The organism is Actinomadura fibrosa (assembly GCF_900659615.1).
GTDB classification, from domain to species: Bacteria; Actinomycetota; Actinomycetes; order Streptosporangiales; family Streptosporangiaceae; genus Spirillospora; species Spirillospora fibrosa.
Genome location: NZ_CAACUY010000025.1, coordinates 1 through 25,292, shown reverse-complemented (window position 1 = coordinate 25,292; position 25,292 = coordinate 1). Strand labels below are relative to the sequence as shown.

The 25,292-nt window shown below is 71.7% G+C and carries 25 protein-coding genes and 1 pseudogene; 10 read left to right on the top strand and 16 right to left on the bottom strand.

The window, feature by feature from the left end; all coding sequences use genetic code 11:
- Positions 1–5: 5 nt before the first annotated feature.
- Entirely contained in the window at positions 6–656 is a 651-nt protein-coding gene (locus E1300_RS12245) for a sulfotransferase family protein (protein ID WP_131757094.1), read from the bottom strand.
- 35 nt (positions 657–691) lie between these two features.
- Complete coding sequence (locus E1300_RS12240; protein WP_131757093.1) at positions 692–1,456, bottom strand: gamma-glutamyl-gamma-aminobutyrate hydrolase family protein; 765 nt, start codon at positions 1,454–1,456, stop codon at positions 692–694.
- A 340-nt stretch (positions 1,457–1,796) separates the two neighbouring features.
- On the opposite strand from E1300_RS12240, the gene E1300_RS12235 reads away from it, so the two are divergent.
- The 3 genes from E1300_RS12235 (at position 1,797) to E1300_RS12225 (ending at position 5,746) form a co-directional block, all read left to right on the top strand.
- Entirely contained in the window at positions 1,797–3,104 is a 1,308-nt protein-coding gene (locus E1300_RS12235) for a ParB/RepB/Spo0J family partition protein (RefSeq protein ID WP_131757092.1), read from the top strand.
- A 150-nt stretch (positions 3,105–3,254) separates the two neighbouring features.
- Positions 3,255–4,526 carry a beta-ketoacyl-[acyl-carrier-protein] synthase family protein gene (locus E1300_RS12230; RefSeq protein WP_131757091.1) on the top strand — a complete coding sequence of 424 codons (1,272 nt, stop codon included), beginning with the start codon at positions 3,255–3,257 and terminating at the stop codon, positions 4,524–4,526.
- Entirely contained in the window at positions 4,523–5,746 is a 1,224-nt protein-coding gene (locus E1300_RS12225) for a ketosynthase chain-length factor (protein ID WP_131757090.1), read from the top strand. Before E1300_RS12230 ends, E1300_RS12225 begins: the two co-directional genes overlap by 4 nt.
- A 100-nt stretch (positions 5,747–5,846) precedes the next feature.
- Here E1300_RS12225 and E1300_RS12220 read toward each other — a convergent pair whose 3' ends face one another.
- The 3 genes from E1300_RS12220 to E1300_RS12205 all read right to left on the bottom strand — a co-directional run bounded on the left by E1300_RS12220 (position 5,847) and on the right by E1300_RS12205 (position 7,300).
- Positions 5,847–6,311, bottom strand: a complete 465-nt coding sequence (locus E1300_RS12220) for a VOC family protein (RefSeq protein ID WP_131757089.1) — start codon at positions 6,309–6,311, stop codon at positions 5,847–5,849.
- A gap of 16 nt (positions 6,312–6,327) precedes the next feature.
- A complete protein-coding gene (locus E1300_RS12215; protein WP_131757088.1) occupies positions 6,328–6,594 on the bottom strand; it encodes a hypothetical protein in 267 nt (88 codons plus the stop codon).
- Between the two features lie 268 nt (positions 6,595–6,862).
- Positions 6,863–7,300, bottom strand: a complete 438-nt coding sequence (locus E1300_RS12205) for an SRPBCC family protein (RefSeq protein ID WP_131757086.1) — start codon at positions 7,298–7,300, stop codon at positions 6,863–6,865.
- A 140-nt stretch (positions 7,301–7,440) separates the two neighbouring features.
- On the opposite strand from E1300_RS12205, the gene E1300_RS12200 reads away from it, so the two are divergent.
- The 3 genes from E1300_RS12200 (at position 7,441) to E1300_RS12190 (ending at position 9,527) form a co-directional block, all read left to right on the top strand.
- Positions 7,441–8,007 (top strand): TetR/AcrR family transcriptional regulator, encoded by a 567-nt coding sequence (locus E1300_RS12200; protein ID WP_131757085.1) that lies wholly within the window; start codon positions 7,441–7,443, stop codon positions 8,005–8,007.
- A gap of 230 nt (positions 8,008–8,237) precedes the next feature.
- The gene (locus tag E1300_RS12195; protein ID WP_131757084.1) at positions 8,238–8,621 is read left to right on the top strand and encodes a group I truncated hemoglobin; all 384 of its coding nucleotides are present in this window, start codon (positions 8,238–8,240) and stop codon (positions 8,619–8,621) included.
- 33 nt (positions 8,622–8,654) lie between these two features.
- Positions 8,655–9,527 carry a hypothetical protein gene (locus E1300_RS12190; RefSeq protein ID WP_131757083.1) on the top strand — a complete coding sequence of 291 codons (873 nt, stop codon included), beginning with the start codon at positions 8,655–8,657 and terminating at the stop codon, positions 9,525–9,527.
- Positions 9,528–9,562: 35 nt separating this feature from the next.
- Here E1300_RS12190 and E1300_RS12185 read toward each other — a convergent pair whose 3' ends face one another.
- From E1300_RS12185 to E1300_RS12135, 11 genes are all read right to left on the bottom strand, one after another.
- Positions 9,563–10,213, bottom strand: coding sequence for a TetR/AcrR family transcriptional regulator (locus E1300_RS12185; protein WP_131757082.1), 651 nt, complete (start codon positions 10,211–10,213; stop codon positions 9,563–9,565).
- 10 nt (positions 10,214–10,223) lie between these two features.
- On the bottom strand, positions 10,224–11,093 hold the full coding sequence (locus E1300_RS12180; RefSeq protein WP_131757081.1) for a hypothetical protein: 870 nt from the start codon (positions 11,091–11,093) through the stop codon (positions 10,224–10,226).
- A gap of 14 nt (positions 11,094–11,107) precedes the next feature.
- Complete coding sequence (locus E1300_RS12175; RefSeq protein ID WP_131757080.1) at positions 11,108–12,439, bottom strand: MlaD family protein; 1,332 nt, start codon at positions 12,437–12,439, stop codon at positions 11,108–11,110.
- A complete protein-coding gene (locus E1300_RS12170; protein WP_242619104.1) occupies positions 12,436–13,521 on the bottom strand; it encodes an MlaD family protein in 1,086 nt (361 codons plus the stop codon). The genes E1300_RS12175 and E1300_RS12170 overlap by 4 nt, the downstream gene beginning before the upstream one ends.
- Positions 13,521–14,561: an MCE family protein gene (locus E1300_RS12165; RefSeq protein ID WP_165502803.1), complete on the bottom strand. Its 1,041-nt coding sequence runs from the start codon at positions 14,559–14,561 to the stop codon at positions 13,521–13,523. Before E1300_RS12165 ends, E1300_RS12170 begins: the two co-directional genes overlap by 1 nt.
- A complete protein-coding gene (locus E1300_RS12160) occupies positions 14,558–15,607 on the bottom strand; it encodes an MlaD family protein (RefSeq protein WP_131757078.1) in 1,050 nt (349 codons plus the stop codon). Before E1300_RS12160 ends, E1300_RS12165 begins: the two co-directional genes overlap by 4 nt.
- The gene (locus E1300_RS12155; RefSeq protein ID WP_131757077.1) at positions 15,607–16,686 is read right to left on the bottom strand and encodes an MCE family protein; all 1,080 of its coding nucleotides are present in this window, start codon (positions 16,684–16,686) and stop codon (positions 15,607–15,609) included. The genes E1300_RS12160 and E1300_RS12155 overlap by 1 nt, the downstream gene beginning before the upstream one ends.
- Positions 16,687–16,688: 2 nt before the next feature.
- Positions 16,689–17,717 (bottom strand): MlaD family protein, encoded by a 1,029-nt coding sequence (locus tag E1300_RS12150; protein ID WP_131757076.1) that lies wholly within the window; start codon positions 17,715–17,717, stop codon positions 16,689–16,691.
- On the bottom strand, positions 17,714–18,580 hold the full coding sequence (locus E1300_RS12145) for an ABC transporter permease (RefSeq protein ID WP_131757075.1): 867 nt from the start codon (positions 18,578–18,580) through the stop codon (positions 17,714–17,716). The genes E1300_RS12150 and E1300_RS12145 overlap by 4 nt, the downstream gene beginning before the upstream one ends.
- 13 nt (positions 18,581–18,593) lie before the next feature.
- Positions 18,594–19,379 carry an MlaE family ABC transporter permease gene (locus E1300_RS12140; RefSeq protein ID WP_131757074.1) on the bottom strand — a complete coding sequence of 262 codons (786 nt, stop codon included), beginning with the start codon at positions 19,377–19,379 and terminating at the stop codon, positions 18,594–18,596.
- A 655-nt stretch (positions 19,380–20,034) separates the two neighbouring features.
- Positions 20,035–20,448 (bottom strand): VOC family protein, encoded by a 414-nt coding sequence (locus E1300_RS12135; protein ID WP_131757073.1) that lies wholly within the window; start codon positions 20,446–20,448, stop codon positions 20,035–20,037.
- A gap of 786 nt (positions 20,449–21,234) precedes the next feature.
- On the opposite strand from E1300_RS12135, the gene E1300_RS12130 reads away from it, so the two are divergent.
- The 4 genes and pseudogenes from E1300_RS12130 to E1300_RS12115 all read left to right on the top strand — a co-directional run bounded on the left by E1300_RS12130 (position 21,235) and on the right by E1300_RS12115 (position 24,273).
- The gene (locus tag E1300_RS12130; protein ID WP_165502802.1) at positions 21,235–21,612 is read left to right on the top strand and encodes a helix-turn-helix domain-containing protein; all 378 of its coding nucleotides are present in this window, start codon (positions 21,235–21,237) and stop codon (positions 21,610–21,612) included.
- Between the two features lie 12 nt (positions 21,613–21,624).
- Positions 21,625–22,089: pseudogene (locus tag E1300_RS12125) on the top strand (DUF5753 domain-containing protein); the annotation flags it as partial.
- Entirely contained in the window at positions 22,064–22,273 is a 210-nt protein-coding gene (locus E1300_RS12120) for a DUF397 domain-containing protein (RefSeq protein ID WP_306440652.1), read from the top strand. The pseudogene E1300_RS12125 and the gene E1300_RS12120, both read left to right, overlap by 26 nt.
- Before the next feature lie 449 nt (positions 22,274–22,722).
- The gene (locus E1300_RS12115; RefSeq protein ID WP_131757069.1) at positions 22,723–24,273 is read left to right on the top strand and encodes an HNH endonuclease signature motif containing protein; all 1,551 of its coding nucleotides are present in this window, start codon (positions 22,723–22,725) and stop codon (positions 24,271–24,273) included.
- Positions 24,274–25,292: the final 1,019 nt, after the last annotated feature.

The following is a 25,292-nucleotide window of genomic DNA, read 5'->3' as shown; positions in this document are numbered from 1 at the left end:
GCCTGTCACCTGGCTCCGCCGCCCATCCGGGCGAGCTGCTTGCGCATGGACGCGGTGTCGTTCAGGCGCGGGAAGTCCTCCGGCGGCGCCTCGACGCCGAGGAAGCCGCACAGCGGCCCCCACCCCTGCGCCACGTCGTAGACGAGGACCCTCTCCGGCCCGAAGTGGTCGACGACCTCCCGGTTGTGCCGGTCGAAGACCTCGATGGCGTGCTCCTTGTCGGAGAACCGCCCGCCGAACAGGCCGTCCCAGACCATGGTGCTCGTCACGCGGTAGATCCGGGCGGGCATGGAGCCGGGCGGCGGCGCGCCCTTCTCGTTCGCCAGGACGAACTGGTACAGCGTGTCGTAGGTGCTCCGGTACCAGCGCTCGGCGTCGCGCACCGTCAGAACGATCTTCGCCTCGGGGAAGGCCTCCGCCATCTCCCGGTAGTAGATCGCGGAGGGGCCGTCCACGGCCGACGTGTATCCGGCGAAGACGGCGTCCCAGTCCGGAGGCTCCCCGTCGCAGACGATCCGCTCCCACTGCGCGAGACGCGCCTCGTCGCCGACGACGTCGAACATGTGGTAGCACGGCCCGTAACCGAGCCGGTCCAGCGCCGCCTTCAGCGAGGTCGTCCCGGTCCTGCCCAGTCCGGCGTTGATGAGCTTCACCATGACGGTGTCCCTTCCTTCGGTGGGGCCCGGTTCCTTCAGCGGCGGCCGGATCCTTCGGCGGCGGCCGACCGGGCAGTGGCGGCCTCGGCGAGGGCGAAGTAGAGCGGCTCGTCGCCGGTGTGGCCGGCCTCCCACTGCACGCCGACCGCGAACGGGTGGTCGACGGCCTCCAGCGCCTCGATCACGCCGTCCGGTGCCCAGGCGGTGGCGGCGAGGCCCGTGCCGATCCGGTCGATGCCCTGGTGGTGGTGGCAGGCCGCCTCGGCCGCCCCGTCCCCGAAGATCTCGGCGAGCCGGCTGCCGGGCTCCAGGCGCAGCCGGTGCCGGCCGAGCGTGAACGCCCCGGACTCCGGGCAGTGCGCGTCGTCGCCCGTCACCTCGGGCAGGTGCTGGTGCAGGGTGCCGCCGCGCAGCACGTTGAGCAGCTGCATGCCGCGGCAGATGCCGAGGACGGGCAGCCCGGCGTCGAGCGCCCTCCTGACGAGGGCCAGCTCGGCGGCGTCCGCGGCCGGACCGCCGCCGAACGTCCGGGGATGCGCCGTGCCCCCGTACAGCGCCGGGTCCACGTCCGGGCCGCCCGGGATCAGCAGGCCGTCGAGCTGGTCGAGGACGGGCCCGACCTCGGGCAGCAGCGGGAGCAGCACCGGGACGCAGCCCGCCGACGCGAGGATGTCCACGTGCGGCTGGAACACCAGGCTGACGATCATGTCCGAGCCCCGCAGCGTGACCGGAGCCGTCCGCGCGCATATGCCGATCACCGGCCGCCCGCCGGGCCGCCGCGCGTTTCCCTCGCCGTTCATCGCATGATTCATGACCAGCCTCGTAGCCTCACATCGTCTTCCGCGATTTCCGCGCCGGAGTCATGTCGTCTCTGCCGCCGGGGGCGATTTCCGCTTATGCGGGGACCGTGGTCACCGGCCCATGCGGATGCTACTCGCCGGCGTCCCCGATTCCCGATCGTTCAACTGACGGAAAGGCACAGATGAACGCGCACCCGGCGCGAGCGATCGGCCATTGACGGCACCGGTGCTTTTCCCTCATCGCGGTCCGTCCAGAGAGCGTCTAACCGCCGTCGACCGTGCTTAAAGGGGCCCTTGCCAAGGTCGTCCGGGACGGCAGCGGCAGGGAGGAGCACCGGGCATGGCTGGTGGCGATGGGCAGGCTACCTTGGTCGCGGACGGCATCGATCTCACCGGTTCCGGCGCCGCCGGATCCGGCGCGGGCGGTCCCGACGCCGACGGTCCGGCCGCCGGAGACGGCCTGGACCTGAGGAACTTCGAGAGACTGCCCGCGTGCGAGGTGGCGGTGGACGCGCTGTCGCCGGGGCTCGGCCTGCGCCAGAGCGGAACCAACGCCGCCCACGTGCAACTGCTGATCGACGCGTCGGGCACCGCGGAGCTCCCGCCCCTCCTGGTGCAGGAGGACGGCTGGCGGGTCATCGACGGCCTCCACCGGCTGGAGGCCGCCCGGCTGCGCGGCGACGCGGTCGTCCGGGCGCGCTTCGTCGACTGCACCGACTCCGAGGCGCTCGTCCTCGCGATGAAGGCCAACAGCGCGCACGGGCTGCCGCTGTCGAAGGCCGACCGCGTCTACGGGGCGACGAGCGTCCTCGCCGCCCACCCCGACTGGTCCGACCGCGCCATCGCCACGATCACCGGGCTGAGCGCGAAGACGATCGCGTCGCTGCGCAGCCGGTCGGCGGGCGCGGCCCGGCTCGGCGGCAAGCGCCTCGGCCGCGACGGGAAGCGCCGGCCGGTCACCCTCGGCGAGGGACGGCTCCGCGCCGCCGAGTACATCACCGCCCACCCGGACGCCTCGCTCCGGCAGGTCGCGAAGGCGACCGACGTGTCGCTCGGCACGGTCCACGATGTCAGCGCCCGGCTGCGCCGGGGCGCGAACCCGGAACGCGACGGCCACCGGACGCCCGCCGCCCAGCCGCCCACCGGCTCGCCGTCCACCGCTCAGACAGCAGGTGCTCAGCCGATCGGCACTCAGCCAACCGGGGAGCCGACGTCCGGTATGCCGACGTCCGGGATGCCGGAACCCGGGACCCGGACGCACTCGGACCTGACGCACGCGGGCCGGACGCACGCGGGCCGGCCACATGCGAACCGGGCGCACTCCGCACCCGGCCCGCGGCCGGCCGCCTTCCCGGGCGGTGGGGCCGGCGGCACGCCGCTGCGCCGCAAGAACCACACGGACCTGCCGCCCACCTGGCCCCAGACCGTGGCGAAGATGGCCAACGACCCGGCCGTCCGCTACACCGACAGCGGCAGGGAGTTCCTCCGCTGGATGTCGCTGCACGCCTCCGATCCGCACCGGTGGCGGGAATTCCTCAACACCATTCCGCCGCATTGGCAGACCGTCATCGCCCCGATCGCCGACAGCATCAGCCAGGAATGGAGCCTGTTCGCGCAACGGCTCCAGAACGAGCAGGAGACGGCGTAACGGACGGTCCCGGGGCGAGGGGGATTCGCCTCGCACGGTGCGGTATTTGATTTCGCGCGGCGGACGCTCCGAAGATGGGGTTCTCCGAGATGGGGTTCTCCGAGATGGGAATGCTGGTCCGAAGATGAGAATCGATCGCTGGGAGTCCGCATGGCCGGCCGACGGGTAGTCATCACCGGAATGGAGGTGCTGGCGCCGGGCGGGATCGGAGTCAAGGACTTCTGGGGCCTGCTCAGCGCGGGCCGGACGGCGACCAGGGGGATCACCTTCTTCGACCCGTCCCCGTTCCGCTCCAGGGTCGCGGCGGAGGCGGACTTCGACCCCTGGGCGCACGGCCTCGGCCCGCAGGAGATACGCCGCATGGACCGGGCCGCGCAGTTCGCCGTCGTCGCGGCGCGGCAGGCGATCGCGGACAGCGGCCTCGACCTCGGCTCCGTCGCGCCCCACCGCACGGGAGTCGCCATCGGCACCGCCGTGGGCGCCACCACGGGCCTGGACCGGGAGTACCGGGTGGTCAGCGACGGCGGCCGCCTCGACCTCGTCGACCACGGGTACGCCGTCCCGCACCTGTACGACTACTTCGTGCCGAGCTCCTTCGCGGCCGAGGTCGCCTGGTCGTCCGGCGCCGAGGGACCGGTCGCCGTGGTCTCCACCGGCTGCACCTCCGGGCTGGACGCGGTCGGCCACGCGACCGGGCTGATCCGCGACGGCTCCGCCGACGTGATGATCGCCGGCGCCACCGACGCGCCGATCTCGCCGATCACCGTGGCCTGCTTCGACGCGATCAAGGCGACGACGCCGCGCAACGACGATCCCGAGCACGCCTCCCGGCCCTTCGACCGCACCCGCAACGGCTTCGTGCTCGGCGAGGGCGCCGCGGTGTTCGTCCTGGAGGAGCGGGAGGCGGCGCGCCGCCGCGGCGCCCACCTGTACGCGGAGATCGCCGGGTTCGCCTCCCGCTGCAACGCCTTCCACATGACGGGGCTGCGTCCCGACGGCAGGGAGATGGCCGAGGCCATCCGCGCGGCGCTGGACGAGGCGCGGACGAACCCGGACGAGATCGACTACGTCAACGCGCACGGCTCCGGCACCAAGCAGAACGACCGGCACGAGACCGCCGCCTTCAAGCGCAGCCTCGGCGAGCACGCCCGCCGCACGCCCGTCAGCTCGATCAAGTCGATGGTCGGCCACTCGCTCGGCGCGATCGGCTCGATCGAGATCGCCGCGTCGGTGCTCGCCATGGAGAACAACGTCGTGCCGCCGACCGCGAACCTGCACGAGCCCGACCCCGAATGCGACCTCGACTACGTGCCGCTGACCGCGCGCGACCAGCGGACGGACGCGGTGCTGACGGTCGGCAGCGGGTTCGGCGGGTTCCAGAGCGCGATGGTCCTGACCCGTCCCGATCGGGACCGGGCATGACCGCGCGTGCCGTGGTGACCGGGATCGGCGTCGTGGCTCCCAACGGGTTCGGCACGGCCGAGTACTGGACGGCCACCTGCCGCGGCGAGAGCGGCATCGGCCCCGTCACGCGCTTCGACGCCCGCCGCTATCCGGCCGGGCTCGCCGGGGAGGTGTCCGGCTTCAGGCCGCAGGACCACATCCCGAGCCGGCTCATACCGCAGACCGACCGGATGACCCAGCTCGCCCTCGTGGGCGCGGAGCACGCGCTCGCCGACGCCGCGGCGACCCCGGCGGACCTGCCCGAGTTCGGGATGGGCGTGGTGACCGCCAGCACCTGCGGCGGCTTCGAGTTCGGCCAGCGGGAGCTCCAGAACCTCTGGAGCAAGGGCGGCCAGTACGTCAGCGCGTACCAGTCCTTCGCCTGGTTCTACGCGGTGAACACCGGCCAGATCTCGATCCGGCACGGCATGCGCGGGCCGAGCGGCGTGCTGGTCGCCGACCAGGCCGGCGGCCTCGACGCGATCGCGCAGGCCCGCCGGCTCGTCCGCGGCGGCGGCGACCTCATCGTGTCCGGCGGCGTGGACGCGCCGGTCTGCTCCTGGGCATGGGCGGCGCAGCTCGCCGGCGGGCGGCTGAGCACCGGCCGCGAGCCGGAGCGGGCCTACCTCCCCTTCGACGCCGGCGCGGCCGGCCACGTGCCGGGCGAGGGCGGCGCCCTGCTGATCATCGAGGACGCCGAGGCCGCGCGCCGGCGCGGCGTCCCCCGTGTCTACGGCGAGATCCGCGGGCACGGCGCCACGTTCGACCCGAAGCCCGGCAGCGGACGCGGGCCGGCGCTGCGGAAGGCGATCGAGATCGCGCTGGACGACGCGGACCTGGCCCCGGCGGACATCGACGTTGTCTTCGCCGACGCGGCCGCCGTCCCGGAACTCGACCGCGCCGAAGCGGCCGCGATCACCGGGGTCTTCGGGCCGCGCAGGGTGCCGGTCACCGCGCCCAAGACCATGACGGGCAGGCTCGGCTCCGGCACCGCTCCGCTGGACGTCGCGGCCGCCTTCCTGTCCATGCGATCAGGCCTTATCCCGCCGACGACGAACGTCAGCCTCGCACCGGAGTACGACATCGACCTCGTGACCACGGAGCCGCGGCCCGCGTCCGTCGGAACGGCCCTCGTCCTGGCGCGAGGCCAAGGCGGCTTCAACTCCGCCGTCGTCCTGGGATCGATCGACTGGAACTGACCGGACAGGACGCGGCGACGACCCCCGAAGAGGCCATCGCCGCGTCCCGTCGTCCGGCCGCGAGCCGTCCCGCAGCCCGGCGCAACGTTCCGGTCGTCGTTCAGGGTCGGGCCGGGACCGCCTCGGACGAGAGGTCGATCCGCCAGGAGATCCCGTAGCGGTCGTCCAGCCACGCGAACCGCGGACTGAAGCCGTACTCCTTCGCCGGCAGGTACACCCTGCCGCCCTCGGCGAGCGCCTCGTACAGCGCGTCGAAGTCCTCCACCGAGTCGCGCTGCACGTACATCGTCATCGCGGGATTGAAGGTGAACTCGTCCCAGGGCGCGATCTCGCGGAGCGGGCTGTCCGGCGGCGGCGTGTTGCTGCAGACGACCTGCTGCCCCGCGATCCTGAAGATGCCGTACTGGAGGGTCCCCTCGGTCCATCCCGGGTCCTCCGCGCGGGCGCGGATGACCTGCAGAACCTCGGCGTCCTCGAACAGCGACGTGTAGAAGTTCATCGCCTCTTCGGCGTTCCCCTGGAACATCAGGAAGATGGCCAGTTTCTGCGTGACCGGATTGGACATCGCGACTGCTCCTCGGTCAGGGTGCGTCCCTTGTCTCGATCATCGCGTCGAGTTCCAGGAGGTACCGCCGCTCCCGCACGGGGAGTTCCGCGTAGGGGGTGACGCGGTCGGGACCGGCGTGCCGATCGGAGTCGCACTCCTGTCCCGGCGCGAACAGGTAGGCGACGACCTCCGGGCACATCCATGCGCTCGCACCGCCGTACGCCAGGCCGCGGACCACGTAGCGGGCCACCCGTCTGAGGATCGTCCGCGGGCGGCGCGGGCCTGGCATGTCGTCCTGCATGGGCGCCCCTCGATGCTCGGATGCCCGGATCATCGCGGGAGGCGCTCGCCGGCCGCTGGATTCCCACTCGACCCCGCCAACCAAGCCCGCATGCAGTGACCGCACCCACGACGACCGCACCCACGACGACCGCACCCACGACGACCGCACCCACGACGACCGCACCCACGACGACCGCACCCACGACGACCGCACCCACGACGACCGCGCGTCAGTGCCCATGCTTCCGGGTGCGGAGGGGACGCCGCCGACAGCGCCGTATCGCCGATCAGGAGTGCGTTCGCGCGTACTCCGCGAGGCGGCGGGCGTTGGACTCGGTCACCTCCCGCAGCGCCTTGCGGTAGACGCCGCCCATCCCCGGCACCTTGGTGCGGAAGGACGAGTGCCAGCGGATCGTGCAGCCGTCCTCGGTCGGCTCGATGTCGACGTCGGCGCGGTAGCCGCGGATCGCGAGCCCCGACAGCAGCGTGTAGGCGAAGCGGCGGTTCGGCACCAGCTCGACGATCTGCTCGCGGAGGGTGCGCCGGTCGTTGCGCCAGAGCCGGATGGCGCCGACACCCTCGGGTTCGCCTTCCCCGGGCCGTTCCAGCTCGAACGTGCCGACCTGGGACCAGTCCGGCCAAGTCGACCCGTCCCGCAACGCGGCGTAGACCGCCGCCGGTGACGCCTTCGCGCTCACGCGGACGTCCACCCTCTGCACGGCCATGGCCTTCTCCTCTCGGCGGGTTCCGCGGACTCGTCTCCGGGCTGCCAGAGCCTGTCAGTGTGCCAGTTGGAACAATTCGCGATCAAGAGCGGTCCGGCTGCCCGGGCGACCTGATGTGAGACGGGCTGTAGGCTGACGGCGTGAGTCAGGCGGAGGCCAAGAAGCGATTGCTTGACGCGGCCGTCGAGTACGTCACCGAACACGGACTCGGCGACCTGGGCTTCCGGCGGCTCGCCCGGGAGCTCGGCACCAGCCACCGGATGCTCGGCTACCACTTCGGCTCCAAGGAGGGCCTGCTCGTCGAGATCGTCCGGACCGTGGAGGAGCGCCAGCGCCAGGTGCTCGCCGCCCTCGTCGTGGACGAGACCGCCGACCCGCGCGAGCAGATGCGGTGGATGGCCGCGCGGCTGTCCGATCCGGCGCTGTGGCCCAGCGAGCGGCTCTTCTTCGAGCTCTACGGCCAGGCGCTGCAAGGGCGGCCGCACGCCGTCCGGCTGCTGCCCGAGGTGGTCGACGCCTGGCTCGGACCGCTGACCGAGCTGAGCCTGCGCCTCGGCGTCCCGGCCGACGACGCCCCCGCGCACGCGCGGCTGCTGCTGGCGGTGTCCCGGGGCCTGCTCCTCGACCTGCTGGCGACCGGCGAACGCGACGCCATAGCCCGCGCGTCCGATCTGTTCTTCGACCGGTACGAGCGGCCCCGCGATTAGGGCGCGTCCCGCCCGGCGGCCCGCACTCCGCGTTCCCGGGACACCGTCGGCTCCGAACTATTGGCGGATCGCCAATAAGGGTCTAGGGTTTCCCTTACCGCGGGCGGGCCCGGCTGGGTCCACGGCTCGCGTCCGCGGATCTGCTGGCTCCGGTGCCGGCCGCTCAGCCGGCGTCTGAGCGGCCGGCACCGGTCACCCGGAGCGGCGGCTCCCGGTCCGAGGGAGGACGGATGAGCATCTACGAGTCGATCGGCGGCGAGGCGGCGCTGATCGCGGTGGTGGACGACCTCTACGAACGGATCCTCGCCGACGAGACGCTCAGCGTGTTCTTCGCCGGGACGAACCTCGCCAAGCTGAAGGGCCGCCAGGTCGAGTTCTTCGGGCAGGCGCTCGGCGGGCCGATGCTCTACCAGGGCGGAGGGATGAAGGACGTGCACCTCGGACTCGGCATCGAGCAGCCGCACTTCGACCGGGTCGCCGAGCACCTGGTGGCGTCGCTCGCCGCGGCGGGCGTCCCCGAGGAGACCATCGGGCAGATCGCCGCCGTGGTGCTGCCGCTCGCCGACGACATCGTGTCCGGCACGCTCGCCGCGGAGTCGGGCGCGGCGCGATGACCCCCTGACCGCCGGGGATAGAGCCGAGGGACGATGGTTCTGAGTTCATGGCTCGCGATGTCCGTGGCGTTCGTGTCGTCGAGCGTCTACTGGGTCGGCGTGGCCCTGTTCAAGGTGGCGGCGGGCAGGATGCCGCCCCTGCGCGGCGACCATCCTGTCGAGCTGCTCGTCCGGATGCTCGGGGAGCCGGTCTGGCTGATCGGCGCCGCGGTCGTGCTCATGGGCCTGCTGCTCCAGGCCGTCGCGCTCAACGCGCTCGCGCTGCCGGCCGCGCAGCCCGTCCTCGTGTCGTCGGTCGCCGTGCTGGTCGGCATCGCCGTCGGCTGCTTCAGCGAGCGGCCGACTCCCCGCGAGTGGTGCGCGCTGCTGCTGGTCACGTCCGGAACGCTGATGGTCGCCTTGGCGGCGTCGGCGACGCGTTCCGGCTCGGCGTCGCCGCCGTCGCCGATCGGCCTGGCGCTCCTGATCCCGCCCTGCCTGCTGCTGCCGGTGCTGGTCTTCCTCACCTGCGACCGCGAACCGGCGGGGCTGCACGCCAGGCCGAGAGCGGGGATCGTGTTCGGCGTCACGGCCGGCGTCCTGATCGGTACCGCCGAACTCGCCCTCGAAGGCATGGCTCAGCTCGACTACACGATCGGGGCCCTGCCGCGGACCGTCTACCCCTACCTCTTCCTCGTCGCGGCCGGGCTGGGGGTGGCGCAGCTCCAGACCGCCCTGCAACGGCACCGCATGGTGACGATCGCCTTCACGGCGACGGTGGTGGCCAAGACGCATCTGCTCGTGACGGGAACGGTCCTCTACGGGCTGCTGTGGCCGCGCGGCGCCGCGCTGCTGCTCCTGGCCGGCGGGGTCGCGGTGACGGGACTGGCCGTCACGCTGCTGCCCCGGCACGAACCGCTGCCGTGACCTCTGTCCGCCTACCTGCCTACTCGCCTACCCGCCTACTCGCCGGCGGTGTCGTGCGCGAGGCGCGGGACGATCTCGTCGAGCAGGTGCAGGAGGACCTCTTCGAGGATTAGGCGCACCTGCGCCCGCGTCAACCGCTCGTACTTGAGCCACTCGCGCGTGGTGGCCTCGGCCATGCCGGAGAATCCGCGGAAGGCCGCCCACAGCTCGGAACGTTCGCGGCTCGCCGGGGCCAGTCCCACGACCTCGGCCATGTGGTCGACCGCGCGCTCGCGGGCCTCGTCCAAAATCTTCTCCAGCTCGGCGTCGCCTCGGGAGGCGGTCATGTCGAGGGCCGTGATCCAGGTGGCGCGGTTGCGGTGCAGGAGCTCCAGCCACGCCTCGATGCTCTGGCCGACGCGTTCGCGGACGGTGGCGCCCTCCGCGAACGCGGGGACGGGCGCCGGGGGCACCGCCATCATGTCCGCGACGGCGGCCAGGTAGAGCTCGCGCTTGGTGCCGAAGTAGTGGTTGAGCAGCCCGCGGCTGACCCCGGCGGCCGCCGCGATGTCGGTGTTGGACACCGAGCCGTAGGGGCGCTCGCTCAGCAGCGCCCGCGCGCACGCGAGGATCTGCCCGCGCCGTTCGTCCGGGGCCTTGCGGTCCCGGCCCCGGCGGGGCGCGGGGACCTCGGCGGGGTCGCTCACGGTGCCCCCATCACGGGTTGGGGGACGGGGTCGCCGTGGGCGACGGCTGCTGCCTGCCCTGCGGGTCGACCATGCTCTCGTTCGCGGCTCCGATCGAGGTGACGTCGATGACCTGCCACTTCTTGCCGTGGCGTGCCAGGCGCATGTCCAGGTAGGAGCCGAGGACGCGGCGCGTGCCCGCGGTGCTGCGGACCTCGGAGTCCATGACGACGACGGCCCTCGCCGTCCCCGATCCGACGTCGCCGAGGTAGACGGTGCGGACGGTTGCGGTCGCGTCTGCCTTCAGCTTGGTGATGACGCCTTCCAGCCCGCCGGTGAAGGCCTCATCGTAGGTCTTCGCGAAGTCGTCGGAAGCCAGGGCGAGGACGCGGTTCCGGGCCGCTTGCAGCTTGGTGTGGTCGTAGCTGAGCAGCGCCTGCCCGAAGTCGGCGGCGCTGGCCTTGATCGCGCGGCGCTCGGCGTCGCGCCGGGACGCCTGGTCGGCCTGATGCCACTGGAGTCCCGCGGTGACGGCCGATCCGAGCAGCAGGACCGCCACGGTCGCCCGGGGCAGCACGGCCTTGCTGCGCAGACGAGCCCACGCCCCGCCCGCGTTCCCGTCCGCCGCCGTGCCAGCGCCGGTTTTAACCGGTGCGTCGTCCAGTGCGCTGGTGTCGGCTGCGTCGTCCGGCGCGCTGGTGGTCGTCGCCTTGTCGGCGGCTGCGGCGGTGTCGCTCGCCTCGTCGGTGGCCTTGTCAACCTGGTCAGCGTCAACCTTGTCAGTTTTGTCAGGCTCAACGGTGTCCGGTGTCTCGTTGGGCGCGGCGGTGTCCGCTGCTGTGTCCTCGGTCGACGTGTCGGGCGTCTTGGTGTCGGACGGCTTGGTGTCGGTCTTGGCCATGGGTCCTCCGGGGGTCATCGGGCTTTGCGGCGGCGGAGCGCGCGCAGGGCGTTGGCGATCGCGGCGAGCACGGCGGCCGCGGCCAGCGCGGGCGGGAGCAGTGGCAACCAGTGCTGAGGCGACGTGGCCGTTTCGTCCTCGTCCGCGATCGGACGGGTGTCACCGTTGGGATCCGTCTGGACGCCCGTCCCCGACGTGCCGGACGTGGCGCCTGGCTTGGTGCCGGGGGCCGCAGCGGTCGTCGAGGCTCTCGGTGCGGCGTTGCGCGGTGCCGCTCCGTCCGGCCGCCCCTTGCTTCCGCATAGGGCCATCGCCGGTGGGACGGGCTTGGGCACGGGGCTGCTGTATTCGGGTGCGGCCTTCGCGGGCCCGGTGAGCGTGATGACCGGGGTGACGCGCAGGTAGCTGCCGCTCGGGTCGGTGGCGGTGACGTCGGCGACCAGCGTTTGCAGCGTGGGGACGAGCGACAGCACGTGCCGGATCTTGGCCTGGTTGGCGGGGGTGAGCAGCGGCGCGGTGGGGGTGGCCGAGGCGGCCAGGAGGCAGTCCAGGCCGGGTCTGGCGGTCTCCAGGAGCCGGTCGAGGTCCTTGAGCGTCCCGGGACCTTTGGCGAGGACGGTGTCGAGGTCGCGGCTGGAGCGGCGCAGCGCGGCGGTGACGGACGCCAGGTCGTCGATGCCGGAGCCGATCTGGGCGCGGTGGTCGGTGAGCGTCGCGGTGAGGCGGGTGAGCTGGGCGGACAGTGCGTCGAGGGTCCCCGCGCCGGCGGCGAGCGTGCCGGTGAGCTGGTGGGCGTCGCCGATCATGTCGTGCAGGTTGTCGCCGCGTCCTTGCAGGCCGGTGGCCAGCTCGTGGACGAGCGTGCGGGTGTCGCGGGGGTCGACCGCGTCGAGGGTCCGGCTGAGGCCGTCGAAGAGCTGCTTGTAGTCGGTGGTCCCCGCGGTGCGGGCCAGGGGGATGTGGTCGCCGGCCTTGAGCGTCGCCGGCGTGCCCGGGGACGTCCGGGACGCGGGTTCGGTGAGGTCGATGTACGGTTCGCCGATCACCGACTTGCGCAGTACCCGCGCGCCGACGTCGGACGGGACGCGGACGCCGCGGTCCAGGTCGAGGCGCACGGCGACGTGGTCGCCGTCCAGCCGGACGGTGCCGACCTCGCCGACGCGCACGCCGAGGTGGGTGACCTCCAGGTCGCTGTGCAGGCCGGGGGAGGAGGCGAAGTCGGCGGTCACGGGGAAGGGCCGTTCGAGGGCGTCGACGCGGATGATGCTGCGGACGGCCCACACCGCGAGCGCGACGCCGAGCAGGGTGAAGAAGACCAGGTTGGTGACGATGCGCAGGTGCCTCATGGACGCGGCTCCAGCAGGCCGTCCAGCGTCTGCCGTCCGGCTGAACGGGGGGAGTTGGGAGAGACTTTTGCACCTGTATGAGCGGTCCCGGGATCGGGCAGGAAGCCTTTGATCCACAGGAACAGCAGGGCCTGCCCGCGGTAGGAGACCGAGGGGCCGCGCAGGAAGCCGAGCACGGTGGTGGCCAGCGTCTTGAGGTCGTCGCGGCCGCGGAGCGCGGCGGCGAGCAGGGCGTCGGCGCGTCCCAGCAGGGTGGCGAGGCGGGCGGCGTGGCGCCGCTGCACCTTCGCGTTGACCGAGCGCGCCAGCTTCAGCAGCGACTCGATCGAGCGCCGCAGCTCGGACCGGTCGGCTTGGAGACGCTGGGTGGCGAGCGCGACGTTGCCGGGGAGCCGGTCGAACTGGTCGCTTCCCTTCCGCAGGTCGCGGCCGAGCCGGGCGAGGGAGTCCAGGGCGCGGCCGAGGTCGGCGCTGGCGGCGGCGTAGTCGTCGCCGACCGCGGTGGCCTTGACGATGAAGGTGTTGAGCTTCGTGCCGTTGCCGCGCAGGGCGGTGGCGGACTCGCCGGTGATCGTGGCGAGGTCCTGGCCGCCGAGCGCGGTCAGCAGCGGACCGACCCGCTCGCTGATCTGCTCCAGGTCGGGCTGCGTGCCGGTGCGTCCGATGGTCGCGCCGTCGGCGAGGAACGGGCCGGTGCCGAGGCCGCGGCCGGACGGCACGTCGAGCCGGACGTAGTTCTCGCCCAGCAGCGACGACCGGGCGATCGTGGCGGTGGTGCCGTCGGGGACGCGCCGGCCGGGGCCGAGCGACATCGTCACCCGGGCGCGGTAGCCGGCCAGCCGGATCCGGGTCACGGTCCCGACGCGGATGTCGGCGATCTGGACGCTGTGCCCGACGACCAGGCTCTGGACGTCGTCGAAGTCGGCGCTGAGGGTCGTGCCGCCCTTGGGGGCGCCGAGGGTCTGGAGCGAGCACCCGCCGGCGCCCGTGACCAGGACGACCACCGCCGTGCACGTCGCGGCCGTCCGCCTCATCTCGCGTTTCATCCGGGACGCCGTCGGGCGCGTCATCTGAGGCGTCATCAGGGGGCCTTCTTCGACGGAGGTGGGGTGCAGTTGGCGAGGGCTGTGTTGCCCTCCAGGCAGGGGACGGTGCCCCAGCCCATCGCGGTGAACAGCGGCTGGAGCCAGGCCCGCAGGGTGCCGTGGACGACCAGGCGGATCGTGGCGACGTGGTTGCGGCGGTCCCACGCGTTGATCGCGACGTCGGCGAACCGGCCGAGGCTGTCGATGGCCTGGTCCAGCGCCGTGGCGTTGCCCTTGAGGCTGAGAACGATGTTGGACAGGTCGGCGACGGTGCTCGGCAGCGTCTCCCGGTAGGCGGTGATGAGGACGCCGCTCTTCTGGATCGCCGCGGCCAGGCCGGCGACGAAGTCCCGCAGCCGCGTGCGCTCCTCCGCCAGCGTCCGGCTGGTGGTGGAGAACGACGCGAGCAGCCGCGAAAGCTGCTGGTCGCGTCCGTTGAGGCTGGCGGCCAGCGAGTGCAGCCCCCGCGCCAGCGACACGATCTTCTGGTCCTGCGCGGCGAGGTTGTTCGTGAGCGCGGACGTGTCCTGCAAGGCGTGGTTGAGGTCGTCGCCGCGGCCGTCGACGGCGCCCGCGGCGCGGTGCAGGGCCGGGCCGAGCGCGGCGCCGTCGATCGAGCGGCTGAGCTTGGCGAACGCGTCGAGCGCCTCGTCCACCTCCACCGGCAGCTCGGTGCGCTGCTGCGGGATGACGGCGCCGGGGGCTGCCCTGCGCATCCCCGGCTTCCACACCGGATGCAGCAGCACGTAGCGCTCGCCGAGCGCGTCGGACGAGGTGATGGCGGCGTGCACGTCGGCCGGGACGGGGACGTCGCGGTCCACGTCGAGCTCGACGCGGACGCGGTTCCGCTCGTCGGTGACCGAGGTGATCGTCCCGGCGTCGGCGCCCATCACCTTGACCCGCGAGTCCTCGTACAGGGAGGGGGCCTTGGCGAAGTAGACCGTCAGCCGGTAGGAGCCGCCCCGCCCGGTGATGCCGCAGCCGCCGAGCGCGGCGACGAGCGCGAGGACGGCGACGGCGCAGATCGGGCGTCTCACTGCTTGCCTCCCTGCGGATTCGTCTGGGCCTGGGGAGCCATCCGGGCGAGTTCGGCCAGGTCGCGCGGTGACAGCGGGCCGAGACCGGTGGCGAGGACCTCCAGCCAGGGCCCGTTGCCGCCGGTGCCCGCCAGCCCGGACAGGGTGGGCCCGGCCCAGGCCAGCAGGGCGTTGAAGTCGCCCGTGGCCGGACGCAGCGTGCCGAGGGTGCTGCGCAGGTCGGCGATGACCGAGAGCAGCCTGGCCTGCTGCTGGTCGATCAGCCGGGTCAGCGCGGCGACGGTCCTGCCGCCGCTGCCGAGGAACGACGCGAGCTCGGTGCGGCGCCGTTGCAGCTCGTCCAGCATGGTCTGGACGTTGGACAGCAGTTGCGAGAGCTGCCGGTCCTTGGCGTGCGCGAGGGTGAGGACGCGGTCGCCGTTGTCGAGGAGCCGCCTGATCTGCGGGTCGGCGGCGTTGACGTCGCCGGCGAGCCGGGCGAGGTTCGTCAGCGCGTGGCCGAGCTTCCCGCGGTCGCCCGCGCCGATGCCGTTCACCTCGGAGACGATCGCGTTGATGGAGCGGGTGTCGAGCTTGGCGACCGTGCGGGCGGAGGCGCCGAGCACGTCGTTGACCGTGGTGGGCGACTCGGTGCGCTCCAGCGGGACGCGGCGCCGCGCGGCGGGCAGGTCGGCCAGGTGCGGGGTGCCGACCGGGCCGCTCAGGCGCAGGTAGCGTCCGCCGAGCACGTTGGCGACCTTGATCTCGGCGCGGGTCCGCGGGCCGAGCGCGACGGAGGAGTCGACCTTCCAGGTGATGAGGACCTCGCCGCGGCGGTAGTCCGGGCTGACGGAGGTGACCTCTCCGACCCGCACTCCGGCCATGCGGACCTCGTCGCCGGAGCGCAGCCCGCCGGTGTCGGCGAAGACGCCGGTGATGGTGTAGCGGTCCTGGAGCAGACCTTGGGTGCCGACCAGGTACACGCCGAGGACCAGGGCGGCGAGGACGGCAGCCGACACCAGCCCGACGGCGATCCTGTTGCGGTCGCGGAACGATCCCAGCGCCATCAGGACCCCCCGACGATCAGCTTGCGGAGCGACTCGGACGAGTTCAGGTGCTCGGCGTCCTCGCGCGGGCCGGGCAGCCGGGTCGGGTACGGGCACGGCGGCGCGGCCAGGGTGAGGCAGGGCACGGCGGCCTCGGCGAACCCGCCGTTGTCGGTGGCGGCGAAGATGTGCTGGAGCTTCGGCGCCGCCGATCCCAGCACCTGGAGCAGCGTGCCGCGGTTGCGCTGCACGCCCGAGGTGAAGGCCGACAGCCGGTTCACGACCCTGGCGAGCTCGGCGCTGTTGCCCGCCAGCACCGCGTCCGACGTCCGCGCCAGGGCGGCGAGCTGGACGATGGTGTCGTCGATGAGCCGCCGGTGGTCGGCGAACGCCTTGCTGAGGCTGACCAGGTCGTCCACCGCCGCGCCGATCTGCCTGTCGCGGCGGGCGATGACGCCGGTGACGGTGGCGTAGTCGTCGAGCATCTGCCTGAGCCGGCCGCGGCGGGCGGCGATCGTGGACGAGAGCCGGTCGACGTCCGCGATGAGCCGGTCGATGTTGCCGGCGTTGCCGTCCAGCGCCTGGGCCAGCGACACCAGCACCTGGTTGACCTGCCCGGGGTCGAGGCTGCGGGTCAGCGGCGCGAGCTGGTCGAGCAGGGCCCCGGCGTCCACGACCGACCGGGTGCGGGTGATCAGCGCGCCGTGCCGCATCGTGTCGTGGCTCGTCCCGGGGATGAGGTAGACGACGCGGCGTCCCATGGCGTCGCGCCAGCGGATCGCGGCCTCGCTGTCGGCCGGGAGGGTGACGGAGTCGTCGACGGTCATGGTCACCCGCGCGCGGCCGTCCACGACCTTGACCTTGTCGACGCGGCCCACCGGCGCTCCGGCGATCTTCACCTGGTCGCCGGTGCCGAGCCCGCTGACGTCGTCGAACGTGGCGCTCAGCCGCCATCCGCCGCCGACGTCCACGCGGGCGATCTGCATGCCGATGACGACCGTCAGCGTCCCGGTCACGGCCACGAACGCCGCCAGCCGCAGCGCGAGTCCCGTCCGGGCACGCCGCAGTGCCGATCTTCCTCGCAGTGCGGGGCCGGGCATCCTCACCGCCCTCCGTTCACGTCGCCGTAGGGGCCGCAGAGCCCGAGGACCAGCGCGCACGGGCTGGTCGGCAGGTAGCCTTGCGAGCGCAGGTAGTTCTTGCCGTCCGGACCGGGCAGCGACGTCAACCGGGCGTACAGCGGCAGCAGCTTGTTGCCGGTGCGCACGGCGTCGCCGACGAGCCCGAGCTGCGCGTAGATGATCGCGGCGGTGCGCTCGGACGAGCGGAACGCCTCGCGCAGCTGCCCGCCGCGCTTGTCGAACCCGTGGGCGACCAGCGCCGACACGTCCGAGATCCCGTCGGCGAACCCGGCGAGCCGCCCGCGTCCTCCGGCGGCCGCGTCGATGAGCGTGTTCAGGTCGCCGGTGATGGCGACCGCCTCGTCGCCCTTGTCGGCCAGCGAGCCCGACAGCGTGGCCCCGTCGGAGATGAAGCGCCGGGCGTTCGCGCGGTTGTCGTAGGCGACGTTCAGCAGGACGCCGCTCTGGTCGATGGTGGCCCGCAGCTTGCCGCCCTGCCCGTCCAGGCCCTGCGCGATGGTGTGGACGATGGTGTACACCTCCTGCGGGTCGGCCGCGGCCAGCCGAGAGTCGGCATCGGCCAGCAGATCCGACAGATCCCGCGGATCGGACGTCCGGGCGATCCGCGCCCCCGACGCCAGATACGGCCCGGTCTCGGCGTGCGCGCCCGGGACCAGGACGACGAACTTCGGCCCGAACGCCGACGCCGGCTCGATGGACGCGCTGGCGGTGTCGGGCACCCGCGTGCCGGGGTCCAGCTTCAGGCTGAGCCGGGCCTTGCCCTGCCCGGTCAGCGTCACGTGCTCGACGGACCCGACCGTGACACCGCGGACCTTGACCTGCGTCCCCGGCCCGAGGCCCTGCCCGGCCCGTCCGAACTCGGCGGTCAGCGTCGTCCCCTCCCCGCGCAGCGGCCGCGCGACCAGCACGTACAGCAGCGCCGCCGCGACGGCCAGCGTGACCGCCGTGATCAGCAGGCGGCGGCGCAGGGACAGCTCCTCGTTGATCATCCGGTGAGCCTCACGGTCGCGCCGTTGCCCCAGAACACGTAGGACAGCAGCAGGTTCAGCGTGACGATGACGATGATCGACAGCCGGATCGCGCGTCCGGCGGCGCGCCCGACCCCCGCCGGGCCGCCGGTGGCGTAGTAGCCGTAGAAGCAGTGGATGGTGATCACCGCGAACGAGAACACCGCCACCTTGATCGAGCTGTAGACCAGGTCGATCGTCGGCAGGTACAGCCGGAAGTAGTAGTCGTAGACGCCCGGCGCCAGGTCGAAGAAGCTCGTGCTGATCAGCCGGGTCGCGAAGAAGCTCGCGAACAGCGCGATCAGGTACAGCGGCACCAGCGCCACCAGCGCCGCGACCACCCGCGTGCACACCAGGTACGCGAACGACCCGATGCCCATGACCTCCAGCGCGTCGATCTCCTCGGAGATCCGCATCGCGCCCAGCTCCGCGGTGAACGCCGACCCGCACTGCGCCGCCAGCGCCGTCGCCGCGATCACCGGCGTGATCTCCCGGACGTTGGCGAACGACCCCACCAGCCCCATGAACGACTGCGCGCCGATCGACTGGAGCCCCGTGTAGCCCTGGAGCCCGACCTCCGTGCCGACGAAGAACGCCATCGTGAAGATCACGAAGATCATGCCGCCGCCGACGACGGTCGCCCCGACGCCCACCACCACGTCGCTGACATGCCGCGCGACCGTCCGGGTGTACTTGCGCCGCAGCACCAGGTCGCGGACCGAGTACAGCAGGATGCGCCAGACGAACACCGGCCACTGCGCCAGGTCCCCGCTGCGCCGCAGCGCCGACGCGCCCGTCCGCAGGACGCGGGGCGCGATCCTTCCGGCCAAGGGGATGTCGGCCATCAGAGCCTCACCCTCAGATCCTCGGCGGGAACGCGACGAAGTACACCGTCGTGATCACGTAGTTGAGGGCGAACACCAGCATGAACGCCACGACGATCGCCCGGTTCACCGCGCGCCCCACCCCGACCGGGCTCGCCGCGCAGTTCATCCCCATGTAGCAGGCCACCACCGCCGCGATCACCCCGAACAGCCACGACTTCAGCAGCGTCACCACCAGGTCGGAGGTCTGGAGCAGCGACACCGCCCCGTCGAAGTAGGCGCCCGGCGTGACGTCCTGGAGCAGGACGTTGAACACGAACCCGCCCGCCGCACCCGCGACGATCACCAGGGACGCCAGCAGCGTCGAGATCAGGCTCGCCGCCCACAGCCGCGGCGTGACCAGCCGGTGCACCGGATTGACCGCCATCGCCTCCATCGCCGCCAGCTCGTCCCGGATCCGGCGTGCGCCCATGTCGGCGGTCATCGCCGACCCGCCCGCCCCCGCGATGATCAGCGCCGCGGCGATCGGGGCGACCTCCCGCACCAGCCCGACCACCACCGCGCCGCCCGTCGCCGACTGCGCACCGAGCTGCGAGGCGAGCTGCCCGACCTGGAGCGCGACCGTCGCTCCCAGCGGCAGCGACACCAGGATCACCGGCAGGCTCGTCACGCGGGCCAGGAACCACGCCTGCTCGACGAACTCCCACCACCACGTCCGGACGTCCCACGTCCTGCGCACCGCCTCCAACGCGATGACGAACAGCTCCCCGACCTCACCGAGCAGCCCGTGCACGCGACGCGGCACATACGAGACGGACAAGGCGCGACACCTCCTTCACTTCGGACCGCCAACCCCCGGACCCCCTCCGGCAACCTCACTCGGAGGACCCGCCCCGACTTCCTCTTCACCCCCAGGACCTCGCCCCGGCCTCGCCAGCCCACTCGCCTCCCGAACTCGACCCGGGCACGGACACCCTAGACGGTTATTGACGACGCGCCAATAGAGTCGCCACATTTATTGGCCATCGGTCAACAGGCGCGGGAGCCGGCAAGCCGCCCAACCGGCCGCCGACCCAAGAAAAAAGTTCGGCGCCGACGCGATGCCGCGCCGACGCCGAACTGACTCAGTCAGGTCACCTCACCCGTGCAGCGAGGCCCTTGTACTAGCCGAGGCTCCCTGGCACTGACCGAGGCTCCTTGGTGTTGGCCGAGCCCCCCTGAGGCTGGCCGAGGCTCCTTGGTGCTGACCGAGCCCCCCTGAGGCTGGCCGAGACTCCTAATACTGACCGAGACCCCCTGGCACTGACCGAGACCCCCTGGCACTGACCGAGACCCCCTGGCACTGACCGGGGCCTCCTGGCACTGACCGGGGCCTCCGTGTGCTGGCCGAGGGCCTCCCCGTACTGGCCGAGAGCCTCCCGTACTGGGTACTGGCCGAGGGTCTTCTCCCGTACTGGCCAGGGGCCCCTCAGCAGTTACTCCGCGTAAGGCTGGTCCTCGCCCTGGTCGCTGTAGCCGAGGCTCCAGATGTAGCCCTCGGGGTCGGCGAAGGTGCCGCCGTACCCGCCCCAGGGCAGGGCGCCGGCGGGCTTGAGGACCGTGGCGCCGGCCTTCTGCGCCTCCGCGATGATCTCGTCGACGCGGGCCTCGCTGCGGACGACGTACGTGAGGACCAGCCCGCTGAAACCGCTGCCCTCGGGCCTCGTCCCCACCTGCTCGGCCAGGCCGTCGCGGCCGTAGAAGCCGACCGGCGAGGCACCGTCCGCCTCGAAGAACACCGAGACGCCCCAGTCGTTCTTGATCTTCCAGCCGAGCCCTTCGGTGTAGAACCGCTTGGCCCGGTCCATGTCCCGGACGCCGAGCAGGATCGAGCTCACGTGTGCCTTCATCGTCATGCCTCCCGTATTCGCGATGCGCTCCGTTGAAGATGACGCTACGTAGGGGGCGAGGGCGAACGCTTCTCGATTCCTGACCGATGGCGCCTGGACGTGAGTGGCGTGTCCACGCAGGCCACCCGCGCGAGCTTCTGGAGGAGCAGGCCGGGGGAGGGCGCCTCGATCAGCCGGTCGGGACGACCGGGTACGAACGCCCACCACGATCCGGTGTAGAGGCCGTACCAGACCCTGAGCCCCGGGATCGGACCCCAAGGCACCGGGCTCGTGTCCGGCCTCACCGCCCCTGGCCATCTCCCGCCGCTCGTCCTACCGCTCGCCCCACCGCCGGTCGCCCCACCGCCGGTCGCCCCACCGCCGGTCGCCCCACCGCCGGTCGCCCCACCGCCGGTCGCCCCACCGCCGGTCGCCCCACCGCCGGTCGTTCCGCCGCTTGCCCCAAGGCTTGTTCCGCTGCTTGGCGCGTCAGCATCGCGCGCAACTCGTCCTCGGAATCGGCGATGACGGTCGGGGTCAGCTGCGGCCTCGGATCCCGCCGGACGGCGCCCCAGAACACGCCCTGCCGTGAACCCACACCATCCAAGCGGGGAAGTCCCGCTCGACGGCGGCCGTTTCCGCGTTCTTCATGACGCATCCGTCCCTTTCCCAGGCCGGACGAGGCGCCGGCCTTACTCGTGTTCAGGACAGACTGCTACCGAGCCATTACTCTCGGCTATGAAGCGTCATCTACTGGACGTCCAGCACCTCGTTCCCCCCCGCCAACCGAGGCCGGAGGCCCCTGACATGGCCAGCGACCAGCAGGAACAAGATCCGGATGCCCTGCGCGTCCACTTCGGCCAGGAACTCCGCCGCCTCCGCCTGCGCGCGGGCCTGTCCATGAGCCAGCTCGCCAAGGCCCTCGGCTGCTCCCCGCAGTGGGTCTGCCAGCTCGAAAAGGCCGACAAGCCCGCGTCCGAACAAGCGGCCCTCGACCTGGACACCTACTTCAAGACCGACGGCTGGGAGGAGAACGACGGCCACTTCCACCGCCTCTACACCGCCATCCGCCGCGCCGGCCAACACCGCGCCCTGCGTCCCGGTTTCGAGTCTTATCTCGAACAGGAGTCCAGGGCTATCGGGATCCGCTGCTTCGCGGCCCAGATCGTTCCAGGTCTTCTGTAGACCGAGGACTACGCTCGCGCGATCATGGATCCCAGCGCACCGGCCGAGACGTCGGCCGCGCGGGTGGCGGTGCGCATGGAGCGGCGGGCCCTGCTGATCCGCGACAAGTCCCCGGAGGCGATGTTCGTCCTGGACGAGTCCGCATTCCGGCGGCCAGTGGGTGGATCGGCAGTCATGACGGCTCAGATCGACCATCTGATCGCCATGGCGCAGACGCCGTCTGTGCAGGTGAGGGTTATGCCGTTCGAGAGCGTCACCCCCATCGCCCTGGCCGGGGGCTTCATCCTGCTCAGTTTCCCGAAGGATCCTGATCTCATGTACACCGAGACGGGGAGTGTCAGCCAATTCATCGAGGATCGGGCGATTGTCTTCAAGGCGGGGGTACATTTCACATCAGTGGTGAGCGAAGCTCTCAATCGAGCCGAGTCCATCGACTTCATGAGGTTGATGCGTGAGGAGTACCGTGAGTCAACTTGACCGGCCAGTGGTGACGTGGCGGAAGAGTAGTCACAGTGACGGCACTGGCGGCGAATGCGTCGAAGTCGGCGTGCAGTGGGGATGTGTAGTAGTTCGAGACTCGAAGAACCCGAATGGGCCTGTAATCGCCCTCACTCCGGTCGCGGCACGTGATCTGATGAATCGAGTGCGGGGAACCGAGTAATCGACAAGGGCAAGCGCTGTAAGGGCAACGGGGGCGGTGGGGGCGGCGCTGCGTACGGGGCCGTCCCTCCAAAGTCAAGGGCGCTTCGCGTCGCTTCGCGATGGGCCTCCGGCCCACCCTTGACTTCGGAGCCTCTACGGCCCCTGGGGCAGCGCACAACGGCAGGCTCCGCCTGCCCCGCACCGACGCGCCGCCCCCACCGCACGTCCAAGACCACCACAGCAACCACGTCCAAGCCCCACAGCGGCCAAGCCAACTCTCTGCCGTATGCGAAGCAAATCGCCAAATCCGAACAAAACGATGCAAGGGCTCAAAGTCGACATATATCACTGCAACTTTGAAGGGGCGATGGTTGTGACGGACGACGTATCTAGACGGTAACAGTAATCCAACCCGGAAAAAGGGCGGACCGTCGGCCATATCATCGTCTCCTGGGATAGTATTCGAACATGCATTCGGAAGCGATGATCGATATGGCGTCGATGTCCACCACGGAGTTGGTGGACGCGGCGGCATTGATCGCGGCCGAACTCGCCCGCCGCGAAGTGCCCGACAGTCCCTCCGCGTGCATGGAGCAGGCCGAGGCGCTCGGACGGGTGATCGACTCCCACGAGAGTGCGCTGGCCGGGCGGATCGCAAGGGTGGACGTCTCCGGAGAGATGCGCCGCTGGGGCCTTCCGTCCGCCAAGGCATGGCTGCGAACCCGGATGGGCATGCGCGAGGCCCGCGCCACTGACCGCATCACCCTGGCTCGCCAACGGCCTCGTCTACCCGCCGTCACCGAGAGGCTGGCCACCGGACGACTGTCCTACGGGTATGCGGCCACCATCGCCGCCGCTGTCGCCCGCCTAGACGACGCGGACTGCACCAGAGCCGAGACCCTCCTGCTGGACATGACCGACCAGGGTTTCTCCGCCGGAAAACTCGCCGCGTTCGGTGCCCGCATCCGCGACGTGATCGCCGAACGGGACGGCACCGACAAGCCCGATCCCGAGTCCAAGCGCGGCTACGAACGGTCCTGGATCACCTCGACCCGGTCGCTGGACGGCGGCCGCTACCTCAAGGGCTGGCTGAACGCCGAAGACGCTGCCGTCTGGGACGGCGCACTGGGACCCCTGGCCAAACCCGCCGGCACCGACGACCACCGCGACCTCTCCGAGCGGACCGCAGCCGCGTTGTCCAGCGTCCTGTCCGGCGGACACACCGCCACCAAGGTCACCGTCATCTGCGATCTGGACACCCTCACCGGCGGCCAAGCCCCGGCCCGGCTCGCCGACGGCACCCCCATCCCCGCCGTACAAGCCCGCCGCATCGCCCTCACGGCAGGCGTCTCACCCCTCCTCCTGGGACGCGGCAACATCCCCCTCTACCTGGGACACCGCGTCCGCTTCGCCACCCCAGCTCAGCGCCAAGTCCTAGAGACGCTGTACTCCACCTGCGCGGTGCAAGGCTGCGAAGTACCCGGGGCGCTGTGCGAAGTCGACCACGTCAAAGGCTGGGCTCTCAATGGCAGCCCCACCGACATCGACCAACTCGCCCTGTGCTGCGGCTGGCACAACCGCCACAAGCACACCCACCCAGACCAGATGCAGATAACGAAGGCCCCAGACGGCCGCTACACCTACCGCCTCCTGCCACCCCCGTCCCCAGCCACAACTCAACGAATCAACGCCGCCGAAACAGGCATGCCCACATTCGATGACCCCGCCCCCACCACCCGAAGCGACAGCCGCAACACCACCCCGACCACCCACCCACCGGCGAACCAGGACGACCCAACCCGCCACAGCGGCCCCGAAACCACCCCGACCAACCAACCACAGCAAACCCAAAGCGCCTGCCCCACCGTCGCCCACGACCACATCGACGACACACCCCCCGTCACGACACCGGAACGCAGGGGCCATCGAACGTTGCTGCGCCCCGCTCTACGCCGCCGCCCCCCACCCGCCCGAACGGTCCGCCGCACCCGCAACAGCCACCAATCCGCAGACCCGTAAAACCAGACCCCTCCCACCGCCGCCCGAAGAACCACCACTAGCAAGTGGCCGTTCCGGTAGACGAGGTGCGCACTCCGCCAAACCCAGGGGTGCGGGCCAGTGCGAGGCGGCCCGACGAGCAAGGCCGCCCTAGCCGGTAGCAGTGTCCCGCCCGCATCCTGCCGAGTATCCGCTGGTCTGGACGAAGAGGCGCGCATTCCGCCACCCCTACAAGATCGGCCCAGGCCCCGCAAGCCGCTGAACGTGAAGCGTGAAGCCTGAATCCGACGCAGGTTGACCCGACCGCTGGCCCGCCTGCCTTCACGGTGGCCGCGTCCCGCCCCGCGTCCCGCCTCCGTTGTCCACTGCCGCGTCCCACTCCAACTCGCCGTGCCCGCTCCATGCCTGTCAGGCCCGCGACCTGCCGAGCATCCGCTGACCTGGCTGAAGAGCCGCGCACCCCGCCCCCCCCCAAGCCCGGCCCCAAGCCCCCCAAGCCCGGCCCCAAGCCCCCCAAGCCCGGCCCCAAGCCCCCCAAGCCCGGCCCCAAGCCCCCCAAGCCCGGCCTTAAGCGCACTCGCCCTCCGGCTACACCCACCCCCCGCTGCACCCACCCCCAGGCCCCGCCCGCAGGCCCGCCCCACCCCGAGGTTGCACCCGCCCCGAGGTTGCACCGCGCCGGTATCGCCATGCCGTCGCGTGACGCGTTGCCGCGCGAACGCGCCGAGGGCATGTAGGACGAGGGGGCGAGCACTGAGATGAGAAGGGCGTTGGTCGATGAGGGGCGCGACGCCTTTCGCGATCGCTGTAGCCGTCCGCCACGACGTTCGCGCGGCATGCCGCCGGTCTAGTGAAGAGGGCGCGCACTCTGCCAGGCCCCGGAGACTGGGTTCGGCGGAGGTCGGCCCGATCGTGGGGTCATCTACCTTGACCGTGCCCCGCGTCCCGCCCGGCGCCGCCGTGCCCGCGCCGCGGTACCCCGAGTCGCCCGCCGGTGCCCGCGTGGCGGTGCCCGCGTGGCGGTGCCCGCGTGGCGGTGC

Bases quoted from the DNA above. Each gene is read 5' to 3' on its own strand.
- E1300_RS12155 (WP_131757077.1), bottom strand. From the start codon at position 16,686: ATGCCCGGCCCCGCACTGCGAGGAAGATCGGCACTGCGGCGTGCCCGG.
- E1300_RS12230 (WP_131757091.1), top strand. From the start codon at position 3,255: ATGGCCGGCCGACGGGTAGTCATCACCGGAATGGAGGTGCTGGCGCCG.
- E1300_RS12115 (WP_131757069.1), top strand. From the start codon at position 22,723: ATGCATTCGGAAGCGATGATCGATATGGCGTCGATGTCCACCACGGAG.
- E1300_RS12235 (WP_131757092.1), top strand. From the start codon at position 1,797: ATGGCTGGTGGCGATGGGCAGGCTACCTTGGTCGCGGACGGCATCGAT.
- E1300_RS12170 (WP_242619104.1), bottom strand. From the start codon at position 13,521: ATGACGCCTCAGATGACGCGCCCGACGGCGTCCCGGATGAAACGCGAG.
- E1300_RS12145 (WP_131757075.1), bottom strand. From the start codon at position 18,580: ATGGCCGACATCCCCTTGGCCGGAAGGATCGCGCCCCGCGTCCTGCGG.
- E1300_RS12195 (WP_131757084.1), top strand. From the start codon at position 8,238: ATGAGCATCTACGAGTCGATCGGCGGCGAGGCGGCGCTGATCGCGGTG.
- E1300_RS12245 (WP_131757094.1), bottom strand. From the start codon at position 656: ATGGTGAAGCTCATCAACGCCGGACTGGGCAGGACCGGGACGACCTCG.
- E1300_RS12225 (WP_131757090.1), top strand. From the start codon at position 4,523: ATGACCGCGCGTGCCGTGGTGACCGGGATCGGCGTCGTGGCTCCCAAC.
- E1300_RS12160 (WP_131757078.1), bottom strand. From the start codon at position 15,607: ATGGCGCTGGGATCGTTCCGCGACCGCAACAGGATCGCCGTCGGGCTG.
- E1300_RS12180 (WP_131757081.1), bottom strand. From the start codon at position 11,093: ATGGCCAAGACCGACACCAAGCCGTCCGACACCAAGACGCCCGACACG.
- E1300_RS12135 (WP_131757073.1), bottom strand. From the start codon at position 20,448: ATGAAGGCACACGTGAGCTCGATCCTGCTCGGCGTCCGGGACATGGAC.
- E1300_RS12130 (WP_165502802.1), top strand. From the start codon at position 21,235: ATGGCCAGCGACCAGCAGGAACAAGATCCGGATGCCCTGCGCGTCCAC.
- E1300_RS12175 (WP_131757080.1), bottom strand. From the start codon at position 12,439: ATGAGGCACCTGCGCATCGTCACCAACCTGGTCTTCTTCACCCTGCTC.
- E1300_RS12220 (WP_131757089.1), bottom strand. From the start codon at position 6,311: ATGTCCAATCCGGTCACGCAGAAACTGGCCATCTTCCTGATGTTCCAG.
- E1300_RS12215 (WP_131757088.1), bottom strand. From the start codon at position 6,594: ATGCAGGACGACATGCCAGGCCCGCGCCGCCCGCGGACGATCCTCAGA.
- E1300_RS12190 (WP_131757083.1), top strand. From the start codon at position 8,655: ATGGTTCTGAGTTCATGGCTCGCGATGTCCGTGGCGTTCGTGTCGTCG.
- E1300_RS12240 (WP_131757093.1), bottom strand. From the start codon at position 1,456: ATGAACGGCGAGGGAAACGCGCGGCGGCCCGGCGGGCGGCCGGTGATC.
- E1300_RS12205 (WP_131757086.1), bottom strand. From the start codon at position 7,300: ATGGCCGTGCAGAGGGTGGACGTCCGCGTGAGCGCGAAGGCGTCACCG.
- E1300_RS12150 (WP_131757076.1), bottom strand. From the start codon at position 17,717: ATGATCAACGAGGAGCTGTCCCTGCGCCGCCGCCTGCTGATCACGGCG.